The sequence below is a fragment of the Paenibacillus sp. YYML68 genome, from assembly GCF_027923405.1.
GTDB lineage: Bacteria > Bacillota > Bacilli > Paenibacillales > NBRC-103111 > Paenibacillus_G.
Genome location: NZ_BQYI01000001.1, coordinates 3,929,850 through 3,944,443, shown reverse-complemented (window position 1 = coordinate 3,944,443; position 14,594 = coordinate 3,929,850). Strand labels below are relative to the sequence as shown.

At 54.1% G+C, this 14,594-nt stretch carries 15 protein-coding genes; 10 read left to right on the top strand and 5 right to left on the bottom strand.

The genetic code is table 11. From position 1 onward, the window contains the following. The first annotated feature begins 60 nt into the window (after positions 1-60). Both mscL and PAE68_RS17720 read left to right on the top strand, forming a co-directional pair. Complete coding sequence (mscL, locus tag PAE68_RS17725; RefSeq protein ID WP_281889160.1) at positions 61-531, top strand: large-conductance mechanosensitive channel protein MscL; 471 nt, start codon at positions 61-63, stop codon at positions 529-531. A 251-nt stretch (positions 532-782) separates the two neighbouring features. Further along, positions 783-1,007 (top strand): helix-turn-helix domain-containing protein, encoded by a 225-nt coding sequence (locus tag PAE68_RS17720; RefSeq protein WP_281889158.1) that lies wholly within the window; start codon positions 783-785, stop codon positions 1,005-1,007. A gap of 95 nt (positions 1,008-1,102) precedes the next feature. Here PAE68_RS17720 and PAE68_RS17715 read toward each other — a convergent pair whose 3' ends face one another. Both PAE68_RS17715 and PAE68_RS17710 read right to left on the bottom strand, forming a co-directional pair. After that, positions 1,103-1,489 (bottom strand): pepsin/retropepsin-like aspartic protease family protein, encoded by a 387-nt coding sequence (locus PAE68_RS17715; RefSeq protein WP_281889156.1) that lies wholly within the window; start codon positions 1,487-1,489, stop codon positions 1,103-1,105. Beyond that, positions 1,489-1,746 (bottom strand): hypothetical protein, encoded by a 258-nt coding sequence (locus tag PAE68_RS17710; protein ID WP_281889155.1) that lies wholly within the window; start codon positions 1,744-1,746, stop codon positions 1,489-1,491. The genes PAE68_RS17715 and PAE68_RS17710 overlap by 1 nt, the downstream gene beginning before the upstream one ends. 273 nt (positions 1,747-2,019) lie before the next feature. Here PAE68_RS17710 and PAE68_RS17705 point away from each other — a divergent pair, with 273 nt between their 5' ends. Continuing rightward, complete coding sequence (locus tag PAE68_RS17705; protein WP_281889154.1) at positions 2,020-3,153, top strand: S1C family serine protease; 1,134 nt, start codon at positions 2,020-2,022, stop codon at positions 3,151-3,153. 34 nt (positions 3,154-3,187) lie between these two features. After that, a complete protein-coding gene (locus PAE68_RS17700; protein ID WP_281889151.1) occupies positions 3,188-5,095 on the top strand; it encodes a copper amine oxidase N-terminal domain-containing protein in 1,908 nt (635 codons plus the stop codon). 123 nt (positions 5,096-5,218) lie between these two features. Here the strand turns inward: PAE68_RS17700 and PAE68_RS17695 are convergent, their stop codons facing one another. Beyond that, entirely contained in the window at positions 5,219-5,476 is a 258-nt protein-coding gene (locus PAE68_RS17695; protein WP_281889149.1) for a cold-inducible protein YdjO-related protein, read from the bottom strand. Positions 5,477-5,840: 364 nt separating this feature from the next. On the opposite strand from PAE68_RS17695, the gene PAE68_RS17690 reads away from it, so the two are divergent. From PAE68_RS17690 to PAE68_RS17680, 3 genes are all read left to right on the top strand, one after another. Next, the gene (locus PAE68_RS17690; protein ID WP_281889148.1) at positions 5,841-6,614 is read left to right on the top strand and encodes a YqjF family protein; all 774 of its coding nucleotides are present in this window, start codon (positions 5,841-5,843) and stop codon (positions 6,612-6,614) included. Between the two features lie 166 nt (positions 6,615-6,780). Next, entirely contained in the window at positions 6,781-7,956 is a 1,176-nt protein-coding gene (locus PAE68_RS17685; RefSeq protein WP_281889147.1) for a DNA sulfur modification protein DndB, read from the top strand. After that, the gene (locus tag PAE68_RS17680) at positions 7,956-9,128 is read left to right on the top strand and encodes a DNA sulfur modification protein DndB (RefSeq protein WP_281889146.1); all 1,173 of its coding nucleotides are present in this window, start codon (positions 7,956-7,958) and stop codon (positions 9,126-9,128) included. Before PAE68_RS17685 ends, PAE68_RS17680 begins: the two co-directional genes overlap by 1 nt. A 212-nt stretch (positions 9,129-9,340) precedes the next feature. On the opposite strand, the gene PAE68_RS17675 is transcribed toward PAE68_RS17680, so the two are convergent. Beyond that, complete coding sequence (locus tag PAE68_RS17675; protein WP_281889144.1) at positions 9,341-10,552, bottom strand: ROK family protein; 1,212 nt, start codon at positions 10,550-10,552, stop codon at positions 9,341-9,343. A gap of 166 nt (positions 10,553-10,718) precedes the next feature. Here PAE68_RS17675 and PAE68_RS17670 point away from each other — a divergent pair, with 166 nt between their 5' ends. The 3 genes from PAE68_RS17670 (at position 10,719) to PAE68_RS17660 (ending at position 13,488) form a co-directional block, all read left to right on the top strand. Beyond that, the gene (locus tag PAE68_RS17670; protein ID WP_281889142.1) at positions 10,719-11,453 is read left to right on the top strand and encodes a class I SAM-dependent methyltransferase; all 735 of its coding nucleotides are present in this window, start codon (positions 10,719-10,721) and stop codon (positions 11,451-11,453) included. A 4-nt stretch (positions 11,454-11,457) separates the two neighbouring features. Then, positions 11,458-12,450 (top strand): MBL fold metallo-hydrolase, encoded by a 993-nt coding sequence (locus tag PAE68_RS17665; RefSeq protein WP_281889141.1) that lies wholly within the window; start codon positions 11,458-11,460, stop codon positions 12,448-12,450. A gap of 234 nt (positions 12,451-12,684) precedes the next feature. Then, on the top strand, positions 12,685-13,488 hold the full coding sequence (locus PAE68_RS17660; protein ID WP_281889139.1) for an HAD family hydrolase: 804 nt from the start codon (positions 12,685-12,687) through the stop codon (positions 13,486-13,488). Between the two features lie 51 nt (positions 13,489-13,539). On the opposite strand, the gene PAE68_RS17655 is transcribed toward PAE68_RS17660, so the two are convergent. Then, a complete protein-coding gene (locus PAE68_RS17655; RefSeq protein WP_281889137.1) occupies positions 13,540-14,436 on the bottom strand; it encodes a GGDEF domain-containing protein in 897 nt (298 codons plus the stop codon). Positions 14,437-14,594: the final 158 nt, after the last annotated feature.

Genomic DNA, 14,594 nt, shown 5'->3' with positions numbered 1-14,594 from the left:
TCTAGTACAATGGACACGATCAACCGGCACCTGCCGTTGGAAGGAAGGAGCAGTGCAAGGATGAAGTCGTCGTTCTGGAAAGAATTCAAGCAGTTTGCCATGAAGGGTAACATGATTGAGCTGGCCGTTGGTGTCATTATCGGCGGAGCGTTCGGTAAGGTCGTGACGTCGATCGTCAACGATCTCATTATGCCGCTTGTCGGCTTATTGGCGGGACGGGTCAATTTCAAGGATCTGTTCATCAGTCTGAACGGGGTTACATACAGCTCGCTGGAGGAAGCGAAGAAGGCTTCGGCGCCGACGTTGAACTACGGCATGTTCCTCAGCACGCTGATCGACTTTATGATTGTAGCGATGGTGATCTTCATTGTCGTGAAACAGTTCCAGCGATTCCGCAAGAAGGAAGAGGAGAAGCCCGCTTCTTCGAAGGCCGAGACGAAGGAATGTCCGCAATGCTTGTCAGAGATTCCGAAGAAGGCGTCCCGGTGTAAATATTGTACGGCCGTTATTGTGCAGACGAACATTTCGTAGCCGTTGTTTGCGGCAGACAGAGCTTGTATAAGTAGAAGGACAGCCCCTTCTGATCGGTGCCCAGTCGTTAGCCGGGTGCCCGCAGGAGAGGCTGTCTTTTTGTTGTGGATGAGCTGTTAATTCCCGCTTCAGACGTCGTGTGCCCATTTTTCCTTGCAACCGCACCAGTTCAGTATGCCTTTCATAAACTGAATTTGACTGTATCCCTAGACCTTGTAATGATACAAAAACCCGGGCAAGGAGGGGTGACATTGAAGGGCCACGACCACAATAGCAAGTTTCTGCTCACCAACCGCGAACGCGAAGTATTCGAGCTGCTCGTGCAGGACAAAACGACTAAGGACATCGCACAGCAGCTGTTTATCAGCGAGAAGACGGTGCGAAATCATATTTCCAACGTCATGCAAAAGCTCAACGTCAAAGGGCGTTCGCAAGCAGTAGTCGAGCTGATTAAGCTTGGGGAACTGCAAATCTGAGGCTTTACCGAATAAACCACACCCAGCCTTCGCCTTCACTCCAAATCTACTGGAGTGCAGGACGAGGGCTCTTTGGTTTTGTTGCTTTGGATGCGCTAACGGTATCGAATATTCATTTTCTCAAAATCTACTTTCAAGCCCGTTCGTTGCATGTAGTCGATGCCCAGAATACCTTCGAATCCATAAGGCTCCTGTATGGACCCGAGCTGCATTCTGAATGTTTCAAAGTGAAGGCCATCAATGATTAGGTTTGGTATTAGTTGTTCGTAACAAGCCTCGCTGGTGCCGCCTATGCCATACATTCGCTTAGCTGTTCCGTTAATAAAATCAATATGAAGATCGATTGATGCCATTAAATCCGTATCAAAAACCGTGGCTGCACAGCCTGTATCAAAGAGTACATTTTCCAAACAAATTGTCTTACCTTCATAAGAAACGTTCAATGAGACAATAGGAAGCCCATCTTTCATCTGTATCTGCATTAGTGCTGTCTAACCCCCGAGAAAAACTCCTCTACTACCTCGACGATTTCTCGGCTCGTATGGAAGATGTACAATTCGCGGCTGGGGTCGTCTTTGTGGTAGGCTTTGTATCCTTCCCAAGCTTCCTTGGAGTCGGAATATTCCTGAACGACGGACATCTCCTCGATTGTTCTTATACGATTTTGAGACGTTGCTTTTAAGGCTTCGATCAAGACTAGGCGGTTAGGATATATTCTGGTGATGTCGCTCCATTTCATAACGCTCACCTCGTGTTCTAAGATATATTGATTATACCACAAACACTTGTCCATCGGAGTGCAGGACGAAGGCACTTTGGTTTTGTTATCGCATCATACCTTTCCTTTACAATCCGTTCACAGTCCTAAACTTTAGATAAATTTTAGGTTGGTTCGACATTTAGTCGACAAGCTTCTACAAATTTCTCATAATTCCTTATGTATAATGGACAACGTTGATTTCATACAACAGGGCAAAGGCCAACTACAACTCGATGAAGGGAAGACATTCAATTGAAAGCTAGCCCAACGAAAGCAGCTCTTGCTCTATGCGTGGTCTCCATGCTCGCCGGCACGAGCGCCGCAGCGCAGCTGACAGACAGCACGGCGGTACAGCCTGTTCAGTGGCAGACGAAGGAGCTGAACGGCGAGGTCTATGTGAAGGCCTCTGATATCGTGAAGACACTCGGCGGGACCGGACATTACAATTCCGGCACAGGCCACTATCAATACACGCCATCGTCGCCGATTACCGAGGTGGTGAAGAGCGTATCGCCGTCAATCGTCGGCATCATCGGCAAGCCGAAGAACGACCGGGGCTCGGCGGCAGATAACAGATACAATCTCGGGCACGGCACAGGCATCGTGATCGGGGCGAACGGACTGATCGTGACGAACGCTCACGTAGTGAAGGATATGAAGCAGCTCGTCGTCGTACTCGCAGACGGCAAGCAATATGTGGGCAAGACGACACATATGGACGAGGAGAGTGATCTTGCCCTTGTGAAGATCGAGGCGACGGGCCTACCTGTCGCTGCGCTTGCTGATAGTACGCAGGTCGAGGTCGGTGAGACTGTCGTTGCGATCGGCACACCGATGTCGTTCGCGCTTCGCAATTCGGTAACGGTCGGTGTCGTCAGCGGCATGGACCGCTCGATCCATTCGACGTACCGTCTCTTGCAGACGGATGCGGCGATTAATCCGGGTAACAGCGGAGGCGCACTGGTCAACCTGAAGGGCGAGGTGATCGGCATCAATTCATTGAAGCTCGCAGCGGCAGGCGTTGACGGACTTGGCTTTGCCATTCCGGCCGATACGGTGGAGTACGTGCTTCATCATTTTGTCACCTACGGCAAGGTCAAGCATCCTTCACTCGGCTTCGATCTGGAGGAGAGCTGGGCGGCCATTATCGGGCTGCCGACGGACGAGCCGCTTAAGGTCGTACGTGTGACATCCGGATCGCTGGCTGACAAGGCGGGCATTAAGGCTGGGGACATCTTGTACTCCGTCGACGATGTGAACCTTCGTTCACTTGTCGATCTGAATGAGCACTTGAAGGCGTACTTGCCTGGCGATCAGGTGACGCTGACGCTGCAATCGAGCGGCGACATCGTGCAGAAGAAGCTTGCATTGTCTGAGTCGAGGTAACATTAGAATCTAATACATAATCGGAGTGTGTAGCATGCGAACAAGTAAATGGCTTCAAACGTGCCTGGCAGCCTCTCTGCTGCTCGGAGCAATATCCCCGTTCACCGTAGCGGATAGCTATGCAGCAAGCGATGAGAAGGGTGTAAGCATCAAGCTGAAGCTCGGTGAGTCCTCCCTTCAGGTTAATGCAGAGAACATGACGGTAGAGAAGCCGTTTGTCTCGAACGGCTCGACGCTCGTACCGCTGCGCGTCATTACAACCGCGTTCGGCGCGCAGCTGAACTGGGATTCGGCTACACAGACGGTCGGTCTGAAGCAGGGAATCATCCGTCTTTCGCTCCAGATCGGCAGCACGACTGCGACTGTGAACGACGCAAGCGTGACGCTTGAGGCAGCACCGCAGCTCGTCAATGGAACGACAATGGTACCGCTTCGCTTCATCGCGGAGCAATTCGGTGCGAAGGTAGCATTCGATGAAGCGACTTCTACGATCGAGATCAGCGGTGAGGCAGGCGACTCGGCTGCTTCGGCTGGTACCGGCATAGATTCGGACGTAGGTAAGACCCAGATCGGCAACAGCCATTTCGGCTGGTCGATGAAGTACCCTTCTGGCCTTGTGAAGAGCTACCAGAGCTTTAAGGAGGATTACGTTAGCTTCGAGGATGCGAATGGCGAGTACTCCTTAGGGGTATGGGTCATGACGGATATGTCATCCGACATGTCAGACGACTCGCTGATCAGTCTGCTGACCGATGAGGTGGAGGAGAAAGTATTAGAGAAGAAGATGGTTCGCGAAGGCGGCACCTCGTATGCGAAGATCGTGTCCACGGAACGTGGCAGCATGTATGAATACCGCGCCTACCAGAAGGGCGAGAATGTGTTCATCCTATATTTCACAGTTGAGAAGGAAGCGGATTACAAGAATCCTTCGAAGTACAGCGGGTATAAGGACTTGCTGGACAGCTTCACAATGTCGTTCGATGCGAAGAGCTCAGAGTACAAGGATCTATCGACGGTGAAGGACGGCTGGCGCGAGTACGAGGACGAGACGTACGGCTTCTCGCTGAAGGTGCCGGCGGACTGGGATATAAATGACGATTCCGGCGAAACCGTTGTGTTCGAGAACGAGAAGGAAACCGCAATGATTGAAATTAATCTTCGCTCGAAGAAGGAAGGCGAGTCCCTTCAAGCATGGGTAGATGGTATGGGTAAGAGATATGAGGAGTTGTACTTACCTGAATATAGATCGAGCGGGCCTATCAAGAAACAGACGATTGATGGAGTGGAGACAATCGTTCTGCGGTCGAGCAATACGTTTGATTTGAAAAGCTGGTATGCGACAGAGAACGTATTTGCGATCAAGGGTGACTACAAATATACAGTGGTCATCAATTTCACTAAGAAGGAAGAGCTGTCGGAATCTCTCATTAAAGAAGTACTTCAATCGTTAAAGTTCGGAACACCTTCAAGCACCTTGGGCACGATCCAAGACAATGAGGAGCATAAAGATCGAAGCAAGCGTACGACCGTGACTAACAAGCTGTACAATTATTCCCTCTCTGTTCCGGAATACTGGAAGTCGGAGACAACCCGAGACAAGAGTTCCTTTAGCTACTCTTATTTTGGGGGTGGATTTTTTGTAATCGCCGATGAGGATCCAGATGAGACCCCGTCGGAATTGGCGGACAAGCTAAAGAAAAAAATGAACGAAAATGGAAAGCCTAGTGACCTAACAGTGTTGGAGGACCGTAATGAGACGGTTGCCGGTCAACAGGCTAAATGGCTTCAAATCGAGCATCAGAACCTGATCACGACGATGTGTGTGTTCGAAAAAGACGGTGTATTGTATTACATCGGTGACTCGCACGTGAAGGCTGTTGACACCGAGTTCATGAAGAAGCTCGTTGACGACACGATTAAATCCTTTAAGATCACCAACTAACTCAGCTCTAGCAAAAGAGCCTGTCCCTTCAGCCAATCTGGCTGGAAGGAGCAGGCTCTTTCGCTTGTAGCATCCATATAATCGCATGAAAGAGAGCGTGATCGCGCGTGTCGATCGCTGCTGCTATTTCTTCTTGCCTCGCTTCGCCTTCTTCGGCATGGCGGGCAAATGCTTGAAGCTGCGCAGGGTCGGGCCCTTGCACAGTGGACAGGGCGGATACGGATCGGGAGCGAATTCCTCGCGAACCCATGCTTTGCATTCGGCGTCCTTGCAGCGCCAGATGACGGTTGGCTTCAATTCCGGCTTGACCTCAGCCGCAGTCGATTCCGTCTTCCCCTCTTGAGTCAACTCTTCATTTAATACCTGCTTCTCAACATCCATTCAAGGCACCTCTTCTGTTCTTCTGTGACGATAGTCCTAGGCTGTGGCGGGTATGCCCGTTAGGCTTCTTACCTCGCTTCATCCGGCATGCTGCCGTGAAGAGAGAATAGTATCGCAACCTGTACGATGTTACCGCCTGAGGAAATGTTTTGTCAATATCATAACCATGGTTGACCGTTACAGCGTAAATTATTCAACAAAGCTGTGACCATTACGTTTCGAATGTATGAAATACCGGGTAAATAGTGTGGAAAGTTCGTGTCGAAAAATTTATAATAAATGTTAAGCTAATGGTGCATCATGCAAGAATCGAATCCGTTACGAGAATGGAAGCTTGTAGAGCTGAAGGGAGCGCTTTCGCCTGATGCATCCGTTACTACGTCGCTCGTCGCATCGACCATGGCCTCTGCCTGAGCTGCCTTGGATCATGAAGCAGACGTGGCACGACTTATTATTCGCGCATTGGCCGATCTCAATGGAGACGCTTGCGCGCTATGTGCCGGGCCGTCTGCCGATAGACACGTATGAGGGTACGGCCTGGATTGCGGTTGTCCCGTTCGGCATGTGCGGCATACGGGGGCGGGGGCTGCCGCCGATCCCGGGCACAAGCCGCTTTCCCGAGCTTAACGTGCGTACATACGTCACGCTTGACGGCAAGCCTGGCGTTTATTTTTTCAGTCTTGATGCATCGAGTATGCTGGCGGTGCTTGGGGCTAGACGTTTTTTTCATCTACCTTATTACCATGCGGCGATGAAGCTAGAGAGGGAAGGGGAGACGATCGTATATACGAGCAGGCGGCGGGACGGGTCTGTACAGTTCGCGGGGACTTACCGTCCGGTGTCAGCTGTATTCCGGGCAGCGCCCGGCTCGCTGGCACATTGGTTGACGGAGCGCTACTGTCTGTATACCGAGAATGCGCGGGGACAGCTGCTGCGCTGCGATATACATCATGATCGATGGCCGCTGCAGCTGGCCGAGGCACAGCTGTCGAGCAATACGATGCTGGCTGGGCATCCGCTTGTACTGGGCGGGGAGACGATGCCCGATGAATGCTCGAATGACCTAGAGCTTCACCCTCCGCTCCTGCATTATGCTTCCAGCCTTGATGTGTTAATCTGGCCGCTCGTACATGTCTGAGAGTGCTAGAGCGTTGCCATCGGTGTATGATGGTCAAATAATTCGTGCCCACGGCCTGCTGTCGTTGAATGTTTCTCGATTATTAGGTGTATAATGGGAGTATATGAACCTATTGTTTCGAAATAGGGTATACTTGTCTGAATTATGAATGCTGGGAGGAATCCACTTGGATCAAATTTCATCCTTATCCGAGCTGATCGCGGTTCAGAAGGCTTCGTCCTTCATCGAAATTCCGGGCTCGCAATCACAAACGTTCGGTCAAACGACAATTTCTACAACGCTGCCGATGAGCAAGCTGTTTGCTATTTACGAGGTCGACCTTGAGGTGCAGCGTTCGATCGTTCCGTTAAACTTATCTCGTATGATGGATTACATCATGCTATATCTGGATCATGGTCAAGGCATCTATTTCCCAGGACTCATCTTATCCGCTAGAGGGGCTGGGGAATACGATCACGCGGCGGGCGTGTATCGGCTGCAGGCGATTGAGAAGCTGTACGTTGTGGACGGACAGCATCGTCTTGCGGCGTTCCGTCGCCTGATGGAGACGCTCCAGAGCGCGATGGCGCGCGCCAAGGACCGCCGGGAGTACGACCGGATGGAGGAGATCGGCAAGAAGCTGAGCAAGCTGTATACGTTCCCGATGTCGACGATGATTTACCTTGACATTAACGCGCGTCAGGAGCGTCAGCTGTTCTCTGACATTAATAAGCTTCCTCGTAAAATTGGCGGCAATCTTGCCGTGCTGCGCGAGCAGCGTCGGTTCTATCATGTGCTCGCCTCGCGTCTTGTTGAAGAGTCGAGCGTGATGCGCAGCATTCCGGTCGATATGTTCACCGAGCGCGGTAAGGGACCGGAATATATGTTCTCGTACCATCTGCTCATTGAAATATTGATCGGCGTATTCGAGGGCAGATTGAAGTCGGCGGCGCGTAATAACGGCTATTATTTCAACGATAAAGAAATCGAGGACGGCATGAAGCTGGCGGAGCAATACTTCGCAGGTCTGCTTCGTCATCTGCCTCAACCCGAGAAGGGTGAGCTGTGCTGGTCGGAGAATCTACAGATTGCTCTTGCGATGTTCTTCCATGGCGAAGCGTCGAAGAGCGGCAGCTTCAACAAGTATGCGCTGGAATACGCGATGAACATCTTGCCGCATCTGGATTGGAATGCGATCTACGTAGGCGATGAGAAGGATCGTCTGCCAAGACGCTCGCGCATCATGAAGGCGTATACGTACGTGAAGAGCTTCTACGAGGAGCATCACCTGTTCCTGATTCGGGAGTCGGACATTCCGGAAGCGTATGCCGATGAGCAGGATGAGAAGGAGGAAGTGGGCTAATGGAAGGCTTGCAGTTAAGAATGACGATCCATCCGTTCTGCGACCGCTACGGACTGGCAACCGTGCCGATTCAGGTGCAGGACCTGTTGAACTATACGACGATTGATCCGATGGTACAGCGTAAGCTGAGCAGCGGTCAGCGACGCAAGATTGCCAATTACTTGCAGGAGCGGGAGTTGGACCGCGTCTTCTTCGGACCGGTCACATTGTCGCTGCGCGACGTGGCGAGCCTCGCCAAGACGGGCGACGGGCTCAGCCTGCGTCCCGGCTCGAAGCTCAGCATTCTGGACGGACAGCACCGTATTCTGGCACTGGGCTATGTGAACGAGCAGATGCTCAAGGAGACGCGCCGACTCGAGAAGAAGCTCGCCTCACTGAAGGTGAAGCTCCGCAAGGCGCCGGAGGACTCCGAGACCGCTACGGAGCTGGAGCTCGTGGGTGGTCAGCTGGAGCAGCTGGAGCGTCGCCGTCTCGAATTGATGGAGAGTGAGCTCGCGGTTCAGATCTATATCGGCCTCAGCGAAGAGGAGGAGAAGCAGCTGTTCGGCGACATTAACTCCAAGGTACAGCTCGTGAGCAAGGAGCTTGGTCATTCGTTCGATTCGATCGATCCGCTGAACCTCATCATTCAGCAGGTCGTCGATCACAACATGTTCCTGAAGGGTGCCGGTGTCGAGCGGAGAGCGAACTTGACCGCGTATAACAAAAACTTCACCTCGTTCAGCTGGCTCTATTCGACGGCTACGATGCTGTTCACAGGTAAAATGCAGCCGTCCTACGAGCTCGCTCGTAAAATCAAGAAGGACCCGAGCGCGTATACGGAAATGCTGCATCAGTTCTACAGCGCCTTGATCCCGCTCATGCCAGAGCAGCCGGGTCTGCCCGCATACAGCTCGTCTTCAAGAGCGATGCAGGAAAGCATTGCGTTGTTCGCACATCGCTACTTGTTCGCAGACGGTCAATATGTGAAGAACTGGACCTCTTGTCTGCGCATCTTCGAGGGCTTCGACTGGAGTCATGAGAACGAGCTGCTGATCGAGCGGTTCGGCCTGCAGGATAACGGCAAGCTGAATCTCATTCACGAGAAGTCGCTGCGTAAGCACGGACGTCTCGTGCAGCTGTTCGAGGAGCTTCTTGGCGGCGAGGTAGCTGAGGACGAAGCGACGGCTTAAGGTCTAGCGCGAGAGCTTCCTGCTACGGCCTCAGGCCACAGTAAAGAAGCTGCCTTCATATGGTGGTCACGATAAAAAAATAAGGCTCTGCGCCGTCGCTTGAACGGAATCGAATCCGGTTCAAGCGGCATGTGCGCAGAGCCTTTTTGTCATACAGAGGTAGGTTAACGGTTTGTAATGGTAGGCTGCAGGTGCTCAAAGATAGCTGCTCGTTAATTGGCGGTCAGCTGATTGATGACCATCAAGGCGGCACCGGCTGCCAGTGCATCCTCGCCTAGCGCTCCTTGACTGAACACGACCTGGTAGCTCGGATAATGATACGTGCGCTGTATGGCCGCCCGCGTCGCTTGATGGAAGAAGCTGGCGTGACTGGTCACGAGCGCCCCTCCGAGAATGACCTTCTCCGGGTGGAGGATGTTCAGTAAGTTCGCAAGCCCGATGCCCAGATACGTGGCCGCTTGAGAGAACAGCTCGACGGTGAGCGGGTCGCTCTGCCGGAGTGCCTGCAGCAGATGGGTGAACTGGACATCTTCCGGACTAGCCGCGAGCTTCAGCAGCAGGCTGTCACGGCCTTGCTTCAATCGGGACTTCGCCTGCTCCTCGAGCGCATGGACCGACACGTACGATTCGAGTGCGCCGTAATTGCCCTGACCCCATAGACGGGGGCCGTCGGTCTGAATAATCATTTGTCCGATCGAGCCCTCCATATCGACAGCGCCGTAGACGACTTGACCACTTGTCATCATCGCAGAGCGCAGGCCGACCCCTACGTGTACATACAGCAGATGTCTGTAGTCGCGATCGCGGTCGGACCACGATTCGCCGATCAGCGCCGTGTTCGCTCCGTTGTCCAGCATAATCTCGAAGCCGAGCCGGCTCTTGAGCTCCTCGACGACGTACACCTGCGACCAGCCCCCAGCGGGAAAATGAAGCGGCTCCAGCAGGACGCCGTGCTGACGGTCGAGCGGTCCGACGGCGCCGATGCCCATGCCGAGCACTTGCTCGCTATGGAGTCCGCGTCGTGTAAGCATAGCTTCGGCTTCGGCTGCCACCTCACCGAGGAGCACATCAGGGGTCATACGCTCGTTCATCGACCAGACACGGGCTTCCAACTGCTTCATCTCCAGATCGAACAGCATCAGCTTCGTGTGCATGCGGGATATATCCATTCCGAACACATAGGCATAGTCGGAATTGATCGTATACAGGATAGGTCGTCGACCGCCAGTCGACTCGCCGAAGCCGGCCTCACGAATCAGCTGCTGGCTCGTCAGCTCCTCCAGCGTGCGCGTGAGTGTGCTTCCGGTCAGACCGCTCTTGTCGAGAAGCTCCAGCTTCGATACGACGCCCTTGCGGCGAATGTGCTCATATATATCTTTGGCCTTGCGCCCGTTAATGATCTGCTCTATTGGAATACGGCTCATCGTTATCGTTCCTCACTCTATGTTAAGACCTTACTTCAAGCTTCCATTATACTATAGACTCCTCGCGCTGCACATAGCCTAATAGCATTAGGTACGCGAATTCTGGTACAATGAATTATTCCGAGATACGTCGGAGCCCGTTATTCCAGGGGAGGAGTTAGCAGAGATGGCACAATGGTATGAGAAAAGCTTCGGAGATGATTACTTAATTGTATATAAGCATCGAGACATGCAGGGCGCCTATGAAGAGGTTCGACGCATGATGGAGTGGCTGGAGCTGCCCGAGAGCTCGGAGGTGCTCGATCTGTGCTGCGGCATGGGGCGGCACGCGCTGGCGCTGACCGGCTTCGGCTTTCGTGTGACTGGCGTCGATCTGTCCGAGGTGCTGCTGCGCGAGGCGCGCAAGCTCGATACGAAGGAGGAGGTGCGCTGGGTACAGGGCGATATGCGCCACGTGCCGCTAGATGGCCCGTACGATGCTGTCGTCAACCTGTTCACCTCCTTCGGCTACTTCGACGACGATGCCGAGCATGAGCAGGTGCTTCGTGAAATATACCGAGTGCTCGCGCCGGGCGGGAAGTTCATTATCGACTTCTTGAACCCGGAGTATGTGAAGGAGCAGCTCGTACCGCAATCGTCCCGGATGGAGGGAACGCTCCACATCGAGGAGACGCGCCGCATTGAGAACGGCTACGTGTGCAAGACGATCGTGCTCCAGGAGGATGGCTCCGAGGAACGGCGACGGTATGAGGAGCGCGTGAAGCTGATCGGGCTGGAGTCGTTCCAGCGTATGCTGGCTGCGTCCGGTCTTACGGTCGATCACGTGTATGGCGGCTATGATGCCTCGGCGTATGAGCCGCAAGCGTCGCGCCGAATGATCTTCGTCGGGAGGAGGGAATAGCGTCATGAGCAGTCGTATGGTCAAAAGTCAATCTACCCTCACCCGCCATGGCGACGTCTGGCAAGTGCGGGTGCCGCTGCCGTTCCCGTTGAGATGGGTGAACGGCTACCTGCTGCCGGGCGAGGCAGGCTGGACGCTGATCGATCCCGGCTTGCGCACGCCCGATGCAGAACAAGTATGGGAGGCCGCGCTGGACGAGCTGGGCCTGTCCTTCAAGCAGCTCGAGCGCATCGTGCTGACGCATCATCACCCCGATCATTACGGCCTTGCGGGGTGGCTTCAGCAGCGCTCGGACGCTAAGGTGTTCATATCTCGCACAGGGGCAGAGCTCGTCAGCAAGCTGTGGGGAGAAGGCACACCGATGAACGAGCAGCTGCTGGACGTATTCCGCGCCCATGGGCTGCCCAGCGAGCTGGAGGCGCCGATGCTCGAGCATATGGTGAGCTTCGTGCCGATGGTATCGCCGCAGCCGGAGCTGTCGTTCATCCCGCTCGAGGAGCCGTTCCGGCTCGGGGATGGCTGGTACAAGCCGATATTGACCCCTGGTCATGCGGCTGGACATCTCTGCTTCTATCAGGAGGAGACGAAGGCGATGTTCTGCGGGGATCACGTGCTGCCGCAAATATCGCCGAACGTCAGCTATTTGCCTGGCGGCATCGACGAGAATCCGCTGGCCAGCTATTTGGCAAGTCTAGCAGCGGTTAGCACGCTTGAGGTGTCCATCGCCTACCCCGGGCACCGGGAGCCATTCCACCGATTCGGTGATCGCGCACGCGAGCTGCTCGCGCACCATGAGGATCGGCTCGCCGCGATGGAGGCCGCAGTTGTGCAGCCTGCTACAGCCTACGACATATGCCGCGCCTCGTTCGGCTTCGAGCTGAGCTATCACCAGCTCCGCTTCGCGCTGGCCGAGACGATCGCGCACATGATTTGGCTGCAGGTGGAGGGCCGGGTCACGGCACAAGAGCGTGCCGGAGTGCTGCTGTATGAGCGGTAAGAGATAGGCTCGACGAGAGATGCCTTGGCTTCGTGTCCGTGAGGGAAGGCGAACAACGAATAGAGACCGTATTCGGGCTCCGCTGTGCAGCTTTATAGCTGATAGGCGGAGCTTGAGAGACGGTCTTTTTCACATGGGAGGAAGGTCGAACGAGCTGCTATATGGATAGAGCTGGGCAGAGCTGCATACGAAGCGAAGGAGTGGGAAATAGTAGGAATTCAAGGGGGTGGGTGCATGGACAAGCAGACCATTATATTCAATCTGGATGACACGCTCATTCATTGCAACAAATACTTCAACGCTGCGATCGCACAGTTCGCTGAGCGGATGAGCGAATGGTTCGACGGCGTTACTGTGTATGCGGCGAAGGAGAAGCAGCTCGAGCTCGACCTGATCTCGGTTCAGAAGAACGGCCTCACGATCGAGCATTTCCCGCAGTCGTTCGTCGATGTGTACCGGTATTACGCCAAGGAGCGGGGGCAGGAGCCTGAAGCGGACAGAATCAAGCAGCTGACTGAGCTCGGTTACAGTGTGTTCGAGACGCCGGTGGAGCCGCTGCCGGACCTGTACTTGACGCTGGAGCGTCTGAAGCACGAGGGGCACGACTTATATGTACATACGGGGGGAGATGAGCGTAACCAACTGCGTAAGATCGCCCAGCTCGAGCTAGGCGTCTACTTCGAGACCCGGATCTTCGTGTCCTTACACAAGGATACCGAGGCGCTCCGCAAAATGCTCGATTCGATCCAGCCCGACATACGCAATACGTGGATGGTTGGCAACTCGGTACGCACTGACATCATTCCGGGTCTTGAGCTCGGGGTCAACACGATCTACATTCCTGCGGAATCGGAATGGCAATACAATGTGCTCGACATTACGATCGAGCCGAAGGCTGCGTACATGACGCTGGATACGCTCAAGGAGGTTCCGGGAGCCATCTACACGTACTTGCTCACTCGTGAGGCGGATGAAGACCGTGGCAAGCTGCCGTACCGTGATGTCGAGACGGCTGCTTGGGATTACACACCGCTGTAGGCGAGCTATGCCCCCGAATACGAACGAAGCCAAGGCTACCTGCGCCTTGGCTTATTCTCTTTCCTCCGCTTGAGAAGCGTCCGTGTAAAATTGAAATCCGTTTTTGCCCTTGCTCTTCGAGGCATACATCGCGATGTCAGCCAGCTGCAGCAGCGTATCGCGGTCACTGCTGTCGTCCGGGCAGAAGGCGCCTCCGATGCTGCTCGTAATCGTCAGGTGCAAGCCGTTCAGCTCGTAGGGCTGGCTGATTGAATGCGCAATTCGCGCAGCGACCTTGGCGACGTCCTCCCGCTGCTCGAACTTCTGCAGCAGCACGACGAACTCGTCTCCCCCGATGCGGGAAGCCGTATCGGGCTCGCGTATGGAATGCGACAGACGGGAGGCGACGGTGCGCAGCAGCTCATCGCCGACGGCGTGACCGTGCCTGTCGTTCACCTGCTTGAAGTCATCCAAGTCGAGGTACAAGAGAGCAAGCTTCTGGTTGTATCTTTTGCACGTGTGAAGCGCTTGGGTGAAGCGGTCCTGAAACAGATGTCGGTTCGGAAGCTGTGTCAGCGCATCGTAATAGGCAAGACGGGTCAGCTTCTCTTCCTGGTGCTTATACGCTGTAATATCACGGGCGGCAATGGCGGCATACCGGTCCAGGTCCGCTTCGCCCGTAAGCGGATAGCCCTTCGCCTCAAGCCAAGCCAGCGAGCCGTTCGGAAGTGTAGCGCGAAATACGAGCGAGAAAGGCTGAGCTTGCTCAAGCAAGCTGACGCAAGCCTCTTGAAGCGGTTTCAAATCACCGTCATACACGAGTCGGTACAACGATTGACCACGGTTGTGCGCGGGCGTTGCGCCGATTGGCGTTCCCGAAGCGTCTAATATCCAGAGCCAGTCCGGCGAGTGCAGAACGATGCTTGGATACAGACTATCGGGACACGATAGGTCTTTCCTGTTTTCCATCCGAATCACCTCAATATGGAAACAACAATTTCATTATAGGCTCCGTGAAAGCGTCGCGCAAGTGGCAAAGCGCGGTTCTCTCGTTCAGTAAGATTGTCTTTAATTATGGACAAACGGTTGTCATAAACTTGTCTTCCACCCGTATACATAAAGTAAAC

Excerpts from the sequence above, each read along its gene's own strand:
- PAE68_RS17665 (WP_281889141.1), top strand. The coding sequence starts at position 11,458 with ATGAGCAGTCGTATGGTCAAAAGTCAATCTACCCTCACCCGCCATGGC.
- PAE68_RS17670 (WP_281889142.1), top strand. The coding sequence starts at position 10,719 with ATGGCACAATGGTATGAGAAAAGCTTCGGAGATGATTACTTAATTGTA.
- mscL (WP_281889160.1), top strand. The coding sequence starts at position 61 with ATGAAGTCGTCGTTCTGGAAAGAATTCAAGCAGTTTGCCATGAAGGGT.
- PAE68_RS17680 (WP_281889146.1), top strand. The coding sequence starts at position 7,956 with ATGGAAGGCTTGCAGTTAAGAATGACGATCCATCCGTTCTGCGACCGC.
- PAE68_RS17660 (WP_281889139.1), top strand. The coding sequence starts at position 12,685 with ATGGACAAGCAGACCATTATATTCAATCTGGATGACACGCTCATTCAT.
- PAE68_RS17700 (WP_281889151.1), top strand. The coding sequence starts at position 3,188 with ATGCGAACAAGTAAATGGCTTCAAACGTGCCTGGCAGCCTCTCTGCTG.
- PAE68_RS17695 (WP_281889149.1), bottom strand. The coding sequence starts at position 5,476 with ATGGATGTTGAGAAGCAGGTATTAAATGAAGAGTTGACTCAAGAGGGG.
- PAE68_RS17655 (WP_281889137.1), bottom strand. The coding sequence starts at position 14,436 with ATGGAAAACAGGAAAGACCTATCGTGTCCCGATAGTCTGTATCCAAGC.
- PAE68_RS17690 (WP_281889148.1), top strand. The coding sequence starts at position 5,841 with ATGCATCCGTTACTACGTCGCTCGTCGCATCGACCATGGCCTCTGCCT.
- PAE68_RS17710 (WP_281889155.1), bottom strand. The coding sequence starts at position 1,746 with ATGAAATGGAGCGACATCACCAGAATATATCCTAACCGCCTAGTCTTG.
- PAE68_RS17715 (WP_281889156.1), bottom strand. The coding sequence starts at position 1,489 with ATGCAGATACAGATGAAAGATGGGCTTCCTATTGTCTCATTGAACGTT.
- PAE68_RS17675 (WP_281889144.1), bottom strand. The coding sequence starts at position 10,552 with ATGAGCCGTATTCCAATAGAGCAGATCATTAACGGGCGCAAGGCCAAA.